This is a genomic window from Streptomyces subrutilus (assembly GCF_001746425.1).
Lineage (GTDB): Bacteria > Actinomycetota > Actinomycetes > Streptomycetales > Streptomycetaceae > Streptomyces > Streptomyces subrutilus_A.
In genome coordinates, this window is sequence record NZ_MEHK01000001.1 from 4418442 (window position 1) to 4432674 (window position 14233).

At 68.6% G+C, this 14233-nt stretch carries 19 protein-coding genes; all 19 read left to right on the top strand.

Going from position 1 to position 14233, the window contains the following annotated elements:
- The first annotated feature begins 6 nt into the window (after positions 1–6).
- The 19 genes from BGK67_RS20930 (at position 7) to BGK67_RS21020 (ending at position 14065) form a co-directional block, all read left to right on the top strand.
- Positions 7–909, top strand: coding sequence for a glycosyltransferase family 2 protein (locus BGK67_RS20930; RefSeq protein WP_069921517.1), 903 nt, complete (start codon positions 7–9; stop codon positions 907–909).
- A 36-nt stretch (positions 910–945) separates the two neighbouring features.
- A complete protein-coding gene (locus BGK67_RS20935) occupies positions 946–2778 on the top strand; it encodes a hypothetical protein (protein WP_069921518.1) in 1833 nt (610 codons plus the stop codon).
- A gap of 193 nt (positions 2779–2971) precedes the next feature.
- The gene (locus tag BGK67_RS20940; RefSeq protein WP_069921519.1) at positions 2972–5563 is read left to right on the top strand and encodes a peptidoglycan recognition protein family protein; all 2592 of its coding nucleotides are present in this window, start codon (positions 2972–2974) and stop codon (positions 5561–5563) included.
- 93 nt (positions 5564–5656) lie between these two features.
- A complete protein-coding gene (locus tag BGK67_RS20945) occupies positions 5657–6784 on the top strand; it encodes a hypothetical protein (protein WP_069921520.1) in 1128 nt (375 codons plus the stop codon).
- A gap of 468 nt (positions 6785–7252) precedes the next feature.
- Positions 7253–7561, top strand: a complete 309-nt coding sequence (gene rpsJ, locus BGK67_RS20950) for a 30S ribosomal protein S10 (RefSeq protein WP_003948644.1) — start codon at positions 7253–7255, stop codon at positions 7559–7561.
- A gap of 18 nt (positions 7562–7579) precedes the next feature.
- Entirely contained in the window at positions 7580–8224 is a 645-nt protein-coding gene (gene rplC / locus BGK67_RS20955) for a 50S ribosomal protein L3 (RefSeq protein WP_069921521.1), read from the top strand.
- Positions 8225–8228: 4 nt separating this feature from the next.
- Positions 8229–8879, top strand: coding sequence for a 50S ribosomal protein L4 (gene rplD, locus BGK67_RS20960; protein WP_030008466.1), 651 nt, complete (start codon positions 8229–8231; stop codon positions 8877–8879).
- Positions 8879–9202 (top strand): 50S ribosomal protein L23, encoded by a 324-nt coding sequence (gene rplW, locus BGK67_RS20965; RefSeq protein ID WP_037792012.1) that lies wholly within the window; start codon positions 8879–8881, stop codon positions 9200–9202. The genes rplD and rplW overlap by 1 nt, the downstream gene beginning before the upstream one ends.
- 39 nt (positions 9203–9241) lie before the next feature.
- Positions 9242–10078 carry a 50S ribosomal protein L2 gene (gene rplB / locus BGK67_RS20970; protein ID WP_069921522.1) on the top strand — a complete coding sequence of 279 codons (837 nt, stop codon included), beginning with the start codon at positions 9242–9244 and terminating at the stop codon, positions 10076–10078.
- A 12-nt stretch (positions 10079–10090) separates the two neighbouring features.
- Positions 10091–10372 carry a 30S ribosomal protein S19 gene (rpsS, locus tag BGK67_RS20975; protein ID WP_008739713.1) on the top strand — a complete coding sequence of 94 codons (282 nt, stop codon included), beginning with the start codon at positions 10091–10093 and terminating at the stop codon, positions 10370–10372.
- A gap of 43 nt (positions 10373–10415) precedes the next feature.
- Positions 10416–10763, top strand: coding sequence for a 50S ribosomal protein L22 (gene rplV / locus BGK67_RS20980; protein WP_037792011.1), 348 nt, complete (start codon positions 10416–10418; stop codon positions 10761–10763).
- Positions 10763–11605 (top strand): 30S ribosomal protein S3, encoded by an 843-nt coding sequence (gene rpsC / locus BGK67_RS20985; protein ID WP_069921523.1) that lies wholly within the window; start codon positions 10763–10765, stop codon positions 11603–11605. Before rplV ends, rpsC begins: the two co-directional genes overlap by 1 nt.
- Positions 11606–11610: 5 nt before the next feature.
- Entirely contained in the window at positions 11611–12030 is a 420-nt protein-coding gene (gene rplP, locus BGK67_RS20990) for a 50S ribosomal protein L16 (protein WP_008739704.1), read from the top strand.
- A complete protein-coding gene (rpmC, locus tag BGK67_RS20995; protein WP_008739703.1) occupies positions 12030–12254 on the top strand; it encodes a 50S ribosomal protein L29 in 225 nt (74 codons plus the stop codon). The genes rplP and rpmC overlap by 1 nt, the downstream gene beginning before the upstream one ends.
- Positions 12254–12535 (top strand): 30S ribosomal protein S17, encoded by a 282-nt coding sequence (gene rpsQ, locus BGK67_RS21000; protein ID WP_030008467.1) that lies wholly within the window; start codon positions 12254–12256, stop codon positions 12533–12535. The genes rpmC and rpsQ overlap by 1 nt, the downstream gene beginning before the upstream one ends.
- Before the next feature lie 105 nt (positions 12536–12640).
- Positions 12641–13009 (top strand): 50S ribosomal protein L14, encoded by a 369-nt coding sequence (rplN, locus tag BGK67_RS21005; RefSeq protein WP_008739701.1) that lies wholly within the window; start codon positions 12641–12643, stop codon positions 13007–13009.
- Between the two features lie 2 nt (positions 13010–13011).
- Positions 13012–13323 (top strand): 50S ribosomal protein L24, encoded by a 312-nt coding sequence (gene rplX, locus BGK67_RS21010; protein WP_030008468.1) that lies wholly within the window; start codon positions 13012–13014, stop codon positions 13321–13323.
- A complete protein-coding gene (rplE, locus tag BGK67_RS21015) occupies positions 13323–13874 on the top strand; it encodes a 50S ribosomal protein L5 (RefSeq protein ID WP_030154702.1) in 552 nt (183 codons plus the stop codon). The genes rplX and rplE overlap by 1 nt, the downstream gene beginning before the upstream one ends.
- A gap of 5 nt (positions 13875–13879) precedes the next feature.
- Positions 13880–14065: a type Z 30S ribosomal protein S14 gene (locus BGK67_RS21020; RefSeq protein ID WP_003956452.1), complete on the top strand. Its 186-nt coding sequence runs from the start codon at positions 13880–13882 to the stop codon at positions 14063–14065.
- Positions 14066–14233: the final 168 nt, after the last annotated feature.

A 14233-nucleotide genomic window follows, 5' to 3' on the forward strand; every position in this document is an offset into this window, starting at 1 on the left:
CGCTCCATGGCGACCTTCGACTTCATGCTCCCCTACTACGGGGACGTGCGGCTGATGCAGGACGCGGTGCGCAGCGTCCTGGCGCAGACCGACCGGGACTTCCGGCTCGTCGTCATCGACGACGGCAAGGAGCCGGACGTACCCGGCTGGTTCGAGCAGCTCGGCGACGAGCGGGTCCACTACACCCGCAACGAGCGGAACCTCGGCATCACCAAGAACTTCCAGAAGTGCGTGGAGCTCTCCGAGGCCGACTACGTGGCCATCATGGGCTGCGACGACCTCCTGCACCCGCACTACCTGGAGACCGTCCGCGGGATCGTCGGCGCCCACGCGGGCGTCGGCATGGTCCAGCCCGGCGTCGAGGTCATCGACGGCTCGGGCCGGGTCATGCAGGGCGGCCTGGCCGACAACACCAAGAAGCGGCTGTACGCGCCGCAGGTGAAGGGCCGCCGCCTGATGGGCGGGGAGGAGCTGGCCGCCAGCGTGCTGCGCGGGAACTGGCTGTACTTCCCCTCCATCGCCTGGCGCGGCGAGGCGCTGCGCAAGGTGAACTTCCGCGACGACTACTCGGTGATCCAGGACCTCGCGCTGGTGGTCGACCTCCTGGAGGCCGGTGAGGAGATGGTGATCGACCAGTCGACCACCGTCTTCCAGTACCGCCGCCACGCGGTCAGCGAGTCCTCGGTGCAGGCCTTCTCCGGCACCCGGTTCGCCGAGGCGGAGCGGTACTTCGCCGCGGTCGCCGCGCGCATGGACGCCCGCGGCTGGTCCAAGGCCGCCCGCGCGGCGCGCTTCCACAGCGCCTCCCGCCTGCACGCGCTCACCATGCTCCCCGGCGCACTGCGCCGCGGGCACCGGGAGGGCGCCCGCACCCTGGCGAAGCACGCCTTCACCTCCGGCCAGAACTGAGCCCGGCCGGCACCGCACACCACGAAACGGACTGAGATGACACACCTGGCCCCCGAGGAGGTCGGTGAGGCCGGCGCTCCGGCGCCCCGCCCCGCCCCGACAGCGGAAGGAAAGAACCGCCTGTCCTCCTCATGGGGCCCGGCGTGGCTCTCCCGGCGCTGGGTGCTCCCGCTGGCGGAGGCTGTCGTCAGCCTCGTGGCCGCCCTCGGGTTCACGCTGCTCAGCACGCACATCAGCGTGAACCCGCTGATCCGGGTCGGCCAGGTCAGCGGTCTGGCCAAGCTCCAGCAGTACGTGGCCGTCCTCGGCCTGCCGCTGCTCGCGGTGCTGCTGTACACCGCCCACCGCGGCTCGCTCCTGCGCCACCAGGTCGCCAAGCGCCTGGTGTGCGCCGCGCTGGCCGGACTCGCCACCGGCGTGCTGGCCGGCGGCGTGGTCGTGGCCCTGCGCGGTACGCCCTGGGGGCTCGGCGGCCAGGAGGGCGACCCGAGCGCCCTGATCGCCATGGCGAACTCGTTCCTGCACGGCGAGAGCATGTCGGGGATCTACCCGCCCTTGTTCCCCGGCCTGATGGCCGTCTGGGCGAAGATCCGCTACGACGTGCCCGGCGGCACCGGGTTCGCGCTGAAGGACTTCCAGATCTTCTTCACCGCGATCGCGGGCCCGATGACGTACCTGGCCTGGCGGCTGCTGCTCCGGCCGTTCTGGGCGCTGCTCATCGCCGTACCGTCGGCCCTCCTCTGCATGGACCCGATCCGCCCGTACAGCCACGGCAGCATGCTCGTCCTGCTGCCCCTGCTCGCTTACTGCCTGCGCGAGATGCGCCGCTCCGCCGAGCGCCCGCTGCGCCGGTCGCTGCTGCGCGGCGCGGTCCTCGGCCTGGTCTTCGGCGTGGTCTTCCTCTGGTACTCCGGCTGGTACGTCTGGGCCGCGCCCGGGGTGTTCGTGCTCGCCCTGTTCCTCTTCCCCTGGCGCGCGGGGAGGACGGCGGTCAAGCGGGCCGGCGTGTTCGTCGGCGTCACCCTGCTCACGGCCGGTGTCGTCGGCGCCCCGCTGATCTACCAGATGGCCCGGCTCGGTTCCCAGACCCCGGACCGCTACGCCTTCCTGGCCGTGTACGTCGACCCGGCCTACGTGCTGGGCTGGGTGTCCGACCGGTCCGGGAAGCTGGAGTACCAGACCTGGCCGGCGGCCGGCGAGATGGCGGGCCAGAGCGGCTTCGCCCTGTTGCTGCTGTTCGCCGTGGGCCTGGGCGTCGGTCTGGCGCTGCGCAACATCATGGTGCTGACCGCCGCCGCCACGCTGGCCGGCGCCTGGCTGGCCCGCTTCTGGTTCGCCTCGCACATGGCGCACGACAAGGCCGTGCAGCTCTATCCGCGCACCACCTGGATCATCATGTACTGCCTGATGATCCTTGCCGTCCTCGGCATGATGGCCGTGGTCAACCGGGGCTCCGGCTGGGCCGAGCGCACCCTGCGGCCGAGCGGCGCCGCCCCGGCCGCCCGGGTCGTTCCCCGGCGGGTGGTCGCGCAGCTCGCGGCCGGCATGGTGTGCGCGATCGCGCTGTTCGCCACGATGGGCGCGTCCTGGTCGGTCAACCGGTACATGCCGCAGTCCGACAACATGACGATGGGCATCGACGCCTGGCGGGCCCACACCATCAAGAAGGCGGACGGCACCTGCCCGCGCTACGCGCCGAACAAGAAGAACTGTGCCGACATCGTCACCAACGACTGGCGGCAGAACCCCGACGACGGCGAGCTGTGGTGCGGCGGCATCGGCCCGCTGAACTGGAAGACCGTGTGCGGCCGCAAGGCTCCGGCCTCGGAGCTGAAGAAGGAAGAGCAGGAGCAGAAGGCGAAGCAGTAGCCTCCGCCCCAACCGAGGACCCCCGTACCGCAGTTCGCCGCGGACCGGGGGTCCTCGCGCGTGTGCACCCCTGTTCCCCGTACACCCCCCCCCCTGTTCGAGCCGTCACCGGAGGCCAGTAGCATCCGGCCGGTCAGGCATGTCTTCTGACGGACACACAACAGGGGTTGGGGACAACTTGAAACTAGGTCGTGTGCGCGGTACGGCTCTGGCCGCCGCGCTCGGTGTCGTGGCGGTCTTCGGCATCCAGGGCGTCGCGAACGGGGTCGACGGCGACGGCGAGGTGTCGCCGTACAGCGCGGGCGCCCGCGAGAAGGGCCCGGTCGAGGGGGAGCTGCACAAGCTCGCGCTGAAGCCGAAGGGCAAGGGCGAGGCCGTCCTGACCCAGCAGGACACCGAGCCCTTCGGGCTCCTCGGCGTCTCCTGGACCGACCCCGAGGCCGAGGTGAAGGGCAAGATCGAGGCCCGCACCCGGGACGCCGCCACCGGCAAGTGGTCGAAGTGGAAGGTGCTGGAGCAGGCCGAGTCCGGCCTCGACGGCAAGCGCCCCGGCCTGCGGGGCGCGACCGAGCCCGTCTGGGTCGGCCCGTCGGACGGGGCCGAGGTACGGGTGGGCGGCGGCGCCGCCGACCTGCCCGCCGGCATGGAGCTGAACCTGGTGGACCCCGGCGCGGGCGCCGCGAAGGCCAAGAAGAAGGGCTCCCTGGGCCTCGGGCCGGTCTCCCTCGCGCTTCCCGCGGCGGACCCGGCGCCGACGGCGCCGGGACCGGGACCGGAGTCGACCGCCCCGCGGCCGGACGTGGTCTCGCGCGTGCAGTGGGGCGCCGACGAGTCCTTGAACAACGAGGGCCCGATCTACCTCCCGGGCGCGAAGATCAAGGCGTTCTTCGTCCACCACACCGCGTCCACCGCGCCGTACGAGTGCTCCGAGTCCGCGGCCATCGTGCGCGGCCTGCACGTCTACCACGTGAAGACCAACGGCTGGCGGGACCTCGGCTACAACTTCCTCGTCGACAAGTGCGGCAACCTCTTCGAGGGCCGCCAGGGCGGTGTGGACCAGCCCGTCCTGGGCGCGCACACCTACGGCTGGAACCAGGAGTCGACGAGCGTCGCCGTCCTCGGCGACTACACGAACGGCGGGGCCTCGGCCGCGGCGCTCGAGGGCATCTCCAAGGTCGCGGCGTACAAGCTGGGCCAGTACGACGGCGACATGAACGGCACCACCACGCTGACCGCCGGCGCCTCCCAGACGAACTTCTTCGGCACCAGCTTCGTCCAGGGCCAGCAGTACACCTTCAAGACCGTCTCGGGCCACCGCGACGGCTTCAACACCCAGTGCCCGGGCAACCAGCTCTACCCGCAGCTGGACTCCCTGCGGAAGTCGGGCCCCGCGGCCCAGCTGAAGATCGCCTCGGTGAACGGGGCGGCGGCCGCGCCCGGCGCCACCCTGCCCAGCGGCGCGGCCCTCACGGTCGACTGGACCACCGGCACCGCGAGCGGCCAGCTGAACAAGTTCGAGCTGCTGGTCGACGGCGAGTCCGTCGCGGTCGCCGGCGCCGCGGACCGCAAGGCGCTGGCGGCGGTCACCCACGGCCGCCACGAGGTCCGGGTCAGGGCGACCGCCGCGAACGGCAAGGTCTCCACGAGCCTGCCGGTCACCGTCGAGGCGAACGTCCCGGGCGCCAAGTTCGTCCCGATGTCCCCGAAGCGCCTCATGGACACCCGTGAGGGTCTCGGCGTCCGCAAGGGCCCGGTCGGTTCGGGCGGCGTGGTCACCCTGCCGGTGGCCGCCGCGACCGGTGGCACGCCCACCGCTGTCGTGCTGAACGTGACGGCGACGAACCCGACGGAGCCGAGCTTCGTGTCGGTGTACCCGGGCGGTACGACCCGCTCCAGCGCGTCGAACCTGAACTTCACCCCGGACAAGACGATCCCCAACCTGGTGGTCGTGCCGGTCATCAACGGGACGGTCAGCTTCTACAACAACCAGGGCAACGTCGACCTGATCGCGGACATCACCGGCTACTTCACCGCGAGCGGTGCGGGCGCCACGCAGACCAACTTCGGCCCCAAGCGCCTGATGGACACCCGTGAGGGCCTGGGCGTCCCGAAGGGCCCGGTCGGTACCGGCGGTGTGGTCACCCTGCCCGTGGCGGGCGTCGACGGCGTCCCGGCCACCGGCGTCAAGGCCGTGGTGCTGAACGTGACGGCGACGAACCCGACGCAGCCCAGCTTCGTGTCCGTGTACCCGAGCGGTACGACCCGCTCCAGCGCCTCGAACCTGAACTTCACCCCGGGCCAGACGATCCCCAACCTGGTGGTCGTTCCGGTCGTGGACGGGAAGGTCAGCTTCTACAACAACCAGGGCGCCGTCGACCTCATCGCCGACATCACGGGCTACTTCTCGGACGGCGACGCGGGCGCCCTGCAGGCGAACTTCGGCCCGAAGCGCCTGATGGACACCCGTGCGGGCCTGGGCGTCCGCCAGGGCCCGGTGGCCGGCGGCAGCGTCGTCACCCTGCCGGTGGCGGGCGTCGGCGGCATCCCGGCCGGCGGTGTGAAGGCCGTGGTGCTGAACGTGACGGCGACGAACCCGACCGAGGCGAGCTTCGTGTCGGTGTTCCCGAGCGGTACGACCCGCACGAGCGCCTCGAACCTGAACTTCACCGCCGGTCTCACGATCCCCAACCTGGTGGTCGTACCGGTCGTCGACGGGAAGGTCAGCTTCTACAACAACGCGGGGTCCGTGGATCTCATCGCGGACATCACGGGCTATTTCAGCTAGTGGCCTGAACTGGTCTTTCCGCACGTGAGAGGCTCCGCACCACAGGGTGCGGGGCCTCTCCCGCATCTCGGGGCAGGGGACGGGAACAGGGGCATGGGGAAGAACGACGAGAACAGAGCGGGCGCCGGCGACGAGGAGTGGGCCCGCTTCACGGAGCGGGCCGCCGAAGGGGCGGGGGACGCGCCGAAGGAGCCGTCCGCGCGCCAGCGGATGGTGACCGAGCGGCTGCGCCGCGCGCAGGACCCGCCGGGCTGGCGCACCGGCCCGGCCTGGCGGGAGATGGAGGGCCGGGGGAGGCGGGGGCGGCGGCTGGGGGCCGTCCTGGGCGTCGTCGCCATCGCGGGGGTCGCGCTGATCGCCGTACGGCCGGAGCTGCTCATCGACCGCCTCACGGGCACGGCGCAGGCCCGCCAAGACGCGCGGAACGCGCCCCCGCTGGCGGCGGAGACCGCGCCCCCGACCGGGGCGCCGCCGGCGGTCGACCCGGACCGCCCGACCTTGCGGGAACCTTTCCGCGGCTCTCCGGCCCTCCAGTGGGCGGACGGCGCCGCCGGCATCGAACTGCCCGCGGCCGAGGCCGTGGGCGGGATGACCAAGGAGCAGGTCGCGGACGCGCTGGAGAAGACCAAGCAGTTCCTGGTCGCCGCCAACCTGGACCCGGCGACCCTGCGGGGGGAGCGGCCCAAGGCCGCGCTGGCCCTGCTGGACCCCAAGGACGGCGAGACGGCGGCGCTCCTGGACAAGTCCCTGGCGAAGCCGGACCGGGAGCAGGACCCGCTGAACCTGTTCACCCGGTACGACCCGGCCGAGCTGGCGCTCGTGGGCGAGGTGGTCAAGGTGCGCGGCCGGATGTGGGTCGAGCCCGGCGCCCAGTCCGGCCAGGCCCGGGTGCGGGCCGACTACACCTTCGTCTACCCGTTCGTGAAGGCCGCGCCCGGCTCCGACCAGGTCGAGCGCACCGTCGTGCGCCGCGAGGTCACCCTGTCGATCGCCGACCGGCGCAAGTGGGAGGCCACGGCCGGCCGGCTCTGGCTGGAGTCCTACCGCGTCGACCTCGCGAACAGCGCGTGCGAGGTGTACGACGGGTACGTGCACCCGGCCTTCGACGCGGACCCGGTGACCGGAGTGACGCCGTCCGGGACACCGGAGGACCCGTACGACCGGAGCAAGAGCATCGACGCGGGCGGCCAGGAAGGCTGCGGGAGCGTGTCCCGGTCCTGACCGGGGGAGATGCCCGCCGGGCGCCATGGGTGCGGTGGTTTGACCACGCAGCGTTGCGGGGTATTGTCTTCCGCCCGATTGGCCAGGTACGTGCCTCGTATGGCAGACTACTCAAGTTGCTCGGCTGAGTGCCGATGCTGCGCGCCTCCCGCCGGGAGGACCGGAAGCGAGTCCCACAGTACTCGTCGTCCTTAATCTGCCTTCCGGGGCAGCAATGGGGGCGGACGTACGGGAATCTTCTGGGAAGTGTCAGCACGGTGCCCACCAGGCGCTCGGTGGGTGTTTCTCCCCCGACACGCGGTCTCAGGGACCGCACCCCCTTGGACGAGGGAATTTCCGTATGGGAATTTTCTGTAGAGGGAGTGCGACACGCCCGACCGCGTGGGTCGGAGGAAGAACCGCGGGATCCGTCCCGCAGCCGCCCGAGGGCCAGAGCGTTCCACATACAGACAGGACTACGGAGTAGCCATGGCGGGACAGAAGATCCGCATCCGGCTCAAGGCCTACGACCACGAGGTCATCGACTCCTCGGCGAAGAAGATCGTCGAGACGGTGACGCGCACTGGTGCGTCGGTCGCGGGCCCGGTGCCGCTGCCCACTGAGAAGAACGTGTACTGCGTCATCAAGTCGCCGCACAAGTACAAGGACTCGCGCGAGCACTTCGAGATGCGCACGCACAAGCGCCTGATCGACATCCTCGACCCGACGCCGAAGACCGTTGACTCCCTGATGCGACTCGACCTCCCGGCCGGTGTCGACATCGAGATCAAGCTCTAAGGGCCGGTGATCTGAGAGATGGCAAAGCAGATCAAGGGCATCCTGGGCGAGAAGCTCGGCATGACGCAGGTGTGGGACGAGAACAACCGTGTTGTTCCCGTCACCGTCGTCAAGGCCGGCCCGAACGTCGTGACCCAGGTCCGTACCAACGACATCGACGGCTACGAGTCGGTCCAGATCGCCTTCGGCGAGATCGACCCGCGCAAGGTGAACAAGCCCCTCAAGGGCCACTTCGCCAAGGCCGACGTGACCCCCCGCCGCCACCTGGTGGAGCTCCGCACCTCCGACGCCAGCGAGTACACGCTCGGCCAGGAGATCACTGCTGAGGTGTTCGAGTCCGGCGTCAAGGTCGACGTCACGGGCAACAGCAAGGGCAAGGGCTTCGCCGGTGTCATGAAGCGGCACAACTTCCGGGGCCTCGGCGCCGGTCACGGTGTGCAGCGCAAGCACCGCTCCCCCGGTTCGATCGGTGGCTGCGCCACCCCTGGGCGTGTCTTCAAGGGCATGCGCATGGCCGGTCGCATGGGCAACGAGCGTGTCACCACCCAGAACCTGACCATCCACGCGGTTGACGCGGAGAAGGGTCTGCTCCTCATCAAGGGCGCGGTCCCCGGTCCGAACGGCGGCCTCGTCCTGGTCCGTACCGCGGCCAAGGGGGCTTGAGGTAATGAGCACCATTGACATCCTTTCGCCGGCAGGCGACAAGGCCGGTACCGTCGAGCTCCCCGCGGAGATCTTCGACGCGAAGACCAGCGTTCCGCTGATCCACCAGGTCGTTGTCGCCCAGCTGGCAGCTGCCCGTCAGGGCACGCACAAGACCAAGCGTCGTGGCGAAGTCCGTGGTGGTGGCCGCAAGCCGTACCGCCAGAAGGGCACCGGCCGCGCGCGCCAGGGTTCGACCCGTGCGCCGCAGTTCGTCGGCGGTGGCGTCGTCCACGGCCCGCAGCCGCGTGACTACTCCCAGCGGACCCCCAAGAAGATGAAGGCCGCCGCCCTCCGCGGTGCCCTCTCGGACCGTGCGCGTCACTCCCGCATCCACGTCGTCACCGGCGTGGTCGAGGGTGCCGCCTCCACGAAGGCCGCCAAGACGCTGTTCGGCAAGATCTCGGAGCGCAAGAACCTGCTCCTGGTCGTCGAGCGTGCCGACGAGGCCGCGTGGCTGTCCGCCCGCAACCTGCCCCAGGTCCACATCCTGGAGCCGGGCCAGCTGAACACGTACGACGTGATCGTCTCTGACGACGTGGTCTTCACCCAGGCCGCTTTCGAGTCCTTCGTGTCTGGCCCCAAGGCCGATGAGACCGAAGGGAGCGACGCCTGATGTCTGAGGCGACCGTTACCAGCAAGACCTTCACTGACCCGCGCGACCTGCTGATCAAGCCGGTTGTCTCGGAGAAGAGCTACGCGCTGCTGGACGAGAACAAGTACACGTTCATCGTCGCGCCTGGCGCCAACAAGACCCAGATCAAGCAGGCCGTCGAGGCGGTCTTCTCGGTCAAGGTCACCGGGGTCAACACGATCAACCGTCAGGGTAAGCGCAAGCGCACCAAGACCGGTTTCGGCAAGCGCGCGAACACCAAGCGCGCCATCGTGACCCTCGCTGAGGGCGACCGAATCGACATCTTCGGCGGCCAGGCCTCCTAACGGAGGTCTAGTCGTCCGGAATCGGACGAGGACTGAGAAATGGGTATCCGCAAGTACAAGCCGACGACCCCGGGCCGTCGTGGCTCCAGCGTCGCCGACTTTGTCGAGATCACGCGGTCCACGCCGGAGAAGTCGCTGGTTCGCCCGCTGCACAGCAAGGGCGGCCGTAACAACACCGGTCGGATCACTGTTCGCCACCAGGGTGGCGGTCACAAGCGCGCCTACCGGGTGATCGACTTCCGTCGTCACGACAAGGACGGCGTGCCGGCCAAGGTCGCGCACATCGAGTACGACCCCAACCGCACGGCGCGCATCGCGCTGCTGCACTACGCCGACGGCGAGAAGCGCTACATCATCGCGCCGAAGAGCCTGAAGCAGGGCGACCGGATTGAGAACGGCCCCACGGCCGACATCAAGCCCGGCAACAACCTGGCACTCCGCAACATCCCGGTCGGTACCACGATCCACGCGATCGAGCTCCGTCCCGGTGGCGGCGCCAAGTTCGCCCGCTCCGCCGGTGCCTCCGTGCAGCTGCTGGCGAAGGAGGGCACCATGGCCCACCTCCGCATGCCGTCCGGCGAGATCCGTCTCGTCGACGCGCGCTGCCGCGCCACGGTCGGCGAGGTCGGCAACGCCGAGCAGTCGAACATCAACTGGGGCAAGGCCGGCCGCATGCGCTGGAAGGGCGTTCGCCCGTCCGTCCGCGGTGTCGCGATGAACCCGGTTGACCACCCGCACGGTGGTGGTGAGGGCAAGACCAGTGGTGGTCGCCACCCGGTCTCCCCGTGGGGTCAGAAGGAGGGTCGTACTCGCTCGCCGAAGAAGGCTTCGAGCAAGTACATCGTCCGCCGCCGCAAGACGAACAAGAAGCGCTAGGAGCGGGTTTAGATGCCGCGCAGTCTCAAGAAGGGGCCCTTCGTCGACGACCACCTCGTAAAGAAGGTGGACGTCCAGAACGAAGCGGGCACCAAGAACGTCATCAAGACCTGGTCCCGTCGCTCGATGATCATCCCCAGCATGCTGGGTCACACCATCGCGGTGCACAACGGCAAGACCCACGTCCCGGTGTTCGTCACCGAGTCGATGGTCGGCCACAAGCTCGGCGAGTTCTCGCCGACTCGCACCTTCCGCGGCCACGTCAAGGACGACCGGAAGTCGAAGCGCCGCTAAAGGCGGGGTGGTTACGACTATGACTTACACCGAAGGGACAACCATGGAAGCCAGGGCCCAGGCGCGGTACATCCGCGTCACGCCCATGAAGGCCCGCCGAGTGGTGGACCTTATCCGTGGCATGGATGCCACGGAGGCTCAGGCGGTCCTGCGTTTCGCCCCGCAGGCCGCGAGCGTGCCGGTTGGCAAGGTGCTGGACAGCGCCATTGCCAATGCCGCACACAACTACAACCACCCGGACGCCTCCACGCTGGTCATCAGCGAGGCGTTCGTGGACGAGGGCCCGACCCTGAAGCGGTTCCGTCCGCGTGCGCAGGGCCGTGCCTACCGGATCCGCAAGCGGACCAGCCACATCACCGTGGTCGTCAGCAGCAAGGAAGGTTCCCGGTAATGGGCCAGAAGGTAAACCCGCACGGGTTCCGGCTCGGCATCACCACCGACTTCAAGTCGCGTTGGTACGCCGACAAGCTGTACAAGGACTACGTCAAGGAAGACGTCGCCATCCGTCGGATGATGACGTCCGGCATGGAGCGCGCCGGCATCTCGAAGGTTGAGATCGAGCGCACCCGTGACCGCGTGCGTGTGGACATCCACACCGCTCGTCCGGGCATCGTCATCGGCCGCCGTGGCGCCGAGGCCGACCGCATCCGCGGCGACCTCGAGAAGCTCACGGGCAAGCAGGTCCAGCTGAACATCCTCGAGGTCAAGAACCCCGAGGTCGACGCTCAGCTGGTTGCCCAGGCCGTTGCCGAGCAGCTCTCCTCCCGCGTCTCCTTCCGTCGTGCCATGCGCAAGAGCATGCAGGGCACGATGAAGGCCGGCGCCAAGGGCATCAAGATCCAGTGTGGCGGCCGTCTCGGCGGCGCCGAGATGTCCCGCTCCGAGTTCTACCGCGAAGGCCGTGTGCCGCTGCACACGCTGCGCGCGAACGTGGACTACGGCTTCTTCGAGGCCAAGACCACCTTCGGCCGTATCGGTGTGAAGGTCTGGATCTACAAGGGCGACGTCAAGAACATCGCCGAGGTTCGCGCCGAGAACGCTGCGGCCCGTGCGGGTAACCGCCCGGCCCGTGGCGCGCAGGGCGCAGGCGACCGTCCCGCCGGCCGTGGTGGCCGTGGTGGCGAGCGCGGCGGCCGTGGTGGCCGCAAGCCGCAGCAGGCTGCTGGTGCCGAGGCCCCCAAGGCCGACGCTCCCGCCGCCGCTCCGGCCGAGAGCACCGGAACGGAGGCCTGACCGACATGCTGATCCCTCGTAGGGTCAAGCACCGCAAGCAGCACCACCCCAAGCGCAGTGGCATGGCGAAGGGCGGTACTGAGGTCACGTTCGGTGAGTACGGCATCCAGGCGCTGACCCCGGCCTACGTGACGAACCGCCAGATCGAGGCGGCTCGTATTGCGATGACCCGCCACATCAAGCGTGGCGGCAAGGTCTGGATCAACATCTACCCGGACCGCCCGCTGACGAAGAAGCCTGCCGAGACCCGCATGGGTTCCGGTAAGGGTTCTCCCGAGTGGTGGATCGCCAACGTGCACCCGGGCCGGGTCATGTTCGAGCTGTCCTACCCGAACGAGAAGATTGCTCGTGAGGCGCTCACCCGCGCTGCTCACAAGCTTCCGATGAAGTGCCGGATTGTTCGGCGCGAGGCAGGTGAGTCGTGATGGCGACGGGAACCAAGGCGTCCGAGCTGCGTGAGCTCGGCAACGAGGAGCTCGTTGGCAAGCTGCGCGAGGCCAAGGAGGAGCTGTTCAAGCTCCGCTTCCAGGCGGCCACGGGTCAGCTGGAGAACAACGGCCGGCTCAAGTCCGTCCGTAAGGACATCGCTCGCATCTACACGCTGATGCACGAGCGTGAGCTCGGTATCGAGACGGTGGAGAGCGCCTGATGAGCGAGAACAACGTGACTGAGAAGACCGAGCGCGGTTTCCGCAAGACCCGTGAGGGTCTGGTCGTCAGCGACAAGATGGACAAGACCGTCGTCGTCGCCGTCGAGGACCGCGTCAAGCACGCCCTGTACGGCAAGGTCATCCGCCGTACGAACAAGCTCAAGGCGCACGACGAGCAGAACGCTGCCGGCGTCGGCGACCGCGTCCTCATCATGGAGACGCGTCCGCTGTCGGCGAGCAAGCGCTGGCGCATCGTCGAGATCCTCGAGAAGGCCAAGTAAGCACCTGAGGGGTTTCCCTCAGGTTCGTTCCGCCAGGCTCGGTGGGGGCTCAGCTCTCCGGAGTGAAGCCCCCGCCGGGAACCGGCAGACAAACAGGAGATACACGTGATCCAGCAGGAGTCGCGACTGCGTATCGCCGACAACACTGGTGCCAAGGAAATCCTTTGCATCCGTGTTCTCGGTGGTTCCGGTCGCCGCTACGCGGGCATCGGTGACGTCATCGTCGCCACCGTCAAGGACGCGATCCCCGGTGGCAACGTGAAGAAGGGTGACGTCGTCAAGGCGGTCATCGTTCGCACCGTCAAGGAGCGTCGCCGCCAGGACGGCTCGTACATCCGCTTTGACGAGAACGCCGCCGTCATTCTGAAGAACGACGGCGACCCTCGCGGCACCCGTATCTTCGGCCCGGTGGGCCGTGAGCTGCGCGAGAAGAAGTTCATGAAGATCATCTCGCTCGCGCCGGAGGTGCTGTAAGCATGAAGATCAAGAAGGGCGACCTGGTTCAGGTCATCACCGGTAAGGACAAGGGCAAGCAGGGCAAGGTCATCGTCGCCTTCCCCGCTGACAACCGCGTCCTCGTCGAGGGTGTCAACCGGGTCAAGAAGCACACCAAGGCTGCGCAGAACCAGGCCGGTGGCATTGTGATCACCGAGGCCCCGGTCCACGTCAGCAACGTTCAGCTGGTTGTGGAGAAGGACGGCAAGAAGGTCGTCACCCGCGTCGGCTACCGCTTCGACGACGAGGGCAACAAGATCCGCGTTGCCAAGCGGACGGGTGAGGACATCTGATGGCTACCACTCCGCGTCTCAAGACGAAGTACCGCGAGGACATCGCGGGCAAGCTGCGTGAGGAGTTCTCCTACGAGAACGTCATGCAGATCCCCGGCCTCGTGAAGATCGTGGTCAACATGGGTGTGGGCGACGCCGCCCGCGACTCCAAGCTGATCGACGGCGCCATCCGCGACCTGACGACGATCACCGGTCAGAAGCCGGCCGTCACGAAGGCCCGCAAGTCCATCGCGCAGTTCAAGCTGCGCGAGGGTCAGCCGATCGGCTGCCACGTCACCCTCCGTGGTGACCGCATGTGGGAGTTCCTGGACCGTACGCTGTCGCTCGCGCTGCCGCGTATCCGTGACTTCCGTGGTCTGTCGCCGAAGCAGTTCGACGGCCGTGGCAACTACACCTTCGGTCTCACGGAGCAGGTCATGTTCCACGAGATCGACCAGGACAAGATCGACCGTACCCGGGGTATGGACATCACCGTGGTCACCACGGCGACCAACGACGCTGAGGGCCGCGCGCTCCTTCGTCACCTCGGCTTCCCCTTCAAGGAGGCGTAAGCGAGATGGCGAAGAAGGCTCTCATCGCGAAGGCTGCCCGCAAGCCCAAGTTCGGTGTGCGTGCGTACACCCGCTGCCAGCGCTGCGGTCGTCCCCACTCCGTGTACCGCAAGTTCGGCCTGTGCCGCGTGTGCCTTCGTGAGATGGCTCACCGTGGCGAGCTGCCGGGCGTGACCAAGAGCTCCTGGTAATCACCCTCGTCCGCAAGGACTTGGGCGCTACCAGGCACTCTCGGTAAGCATCTGGACGGTGGGTGCCCGGCCGCGCATGCCTTAGGCTTGTGTGGTTGGGCGTCCGCCGCCCATAACGACTTACTACGCCGTAGGTCCCCGCACCGCACCCGTCCCGCCACTGAGTGG

Coding starts and splice junctions, on each gene's coding strand:
- BGK67_RS20930 (WP_069921517.1), top strand. CDS start 7: ATGGCGACCTTCGACTTCATGCTCCCCTACTACGGGGACGTGCGGCTG.
- BGK67_RS20935 (WP_069921518.1), top strand. CDS start 946: ATGACACACCTGGCCCCCGAGGAGGTCGGTGAGGCCGGCGCTCCGGCG.
- BGK67_RS20945 (WP_069921520.1), top strand. CDS start 5,657: ATGGGGAAGAACGACGAGAACAGAGCGGGCGCCGGCGACGAGGAGTGG.
- rpsJ (WP_003948644.1), top strand. CDS start 7,253: ATGGCGGGACAGAAGATCCGCATCCGGCTCAAGGCCTACGACCACGAG.
- rplC (WP_069921521.1), top strand. CDS start 7,580: ATGGCAAAGCAGATCAAGGGCATCCTGGGCGAGAAGCTCGGCATGACG.
- rplD (WP_030008466.1), top strand. CDS start 8,229: ATGAGCACCATTGACATCCTTTCGCCGGCAGGCGACAAGGCCGGTACC.
- rplW (WP_037792012.1), top strand. CDS start 8,879: ATGTCTGAGGCGACCGTTACCAGCAAGACCTTCACTGACCCGCGCGAC.
- rplB (WP_069921522.1), top strand. CDS start 9,242: ATGGGTATCCGCAAGTACAAGCCGACGACCCCGGGCCGTCGTGGCTCC.
- rpsS (WP_008739713.1), top strand. CDS start 10,091: ATGCCGCGCAGTCTCAAGAAGGGGCCCTTCGTCGACGACCACCTCGTA.
- rplV (WP_037792011.1), top strand. CDS start 10,416: ATGGAAGCCAGGGCCCAGGCGCGGTACATCCGCGTCACGCCCATGAAG.
- rpsC (WP_069921523.1), top strand. CDS start 10,763: ATGGGCCAGAAGGTAAACCCGCACGGGTTCCGGCTCGGCATCACCACC.
- rplP (WP_008739704.1), top strand. CDS start 11,611: ATGCTGATCCCTCGTAGGGTCAAGCACCGCAAGCAGCACCACCCCAAG.
- rpmC (WP_008739703.1), top strand. CDS start 12,030: ATGGCGACGGGAACCAAGGCGTCCGAGCTGCGTGAGCTCGGCAACGAG.
- rpsQ (WP_030008467.1), top strand. CDS start 12,254: ATGAGCGAGAACAACGTGACTGAGAAGACCGAGCGCGGTTTCCGCAAG.
- rplX (WP_030008468.1), top strand. CDS start 13,012: ATGAAGATCAAGAAGGGCGACCTGGTTCAGGTCATCACCGGTAAGGAC.
- rplE (WP_030154702.1), top strand. CDS start 13,323: ATGGCTACCACTCCGCGTCTCAAGACGAAGTACCGCGAGGACATCGCG.
- BGK67_RS21020 (WP_003956452.1), top strand. CDS start 13,880: ATGGCGAAGAAGGCTCTCATCGCGAAGGCTGCCCGCAAGCCCAAGTTC.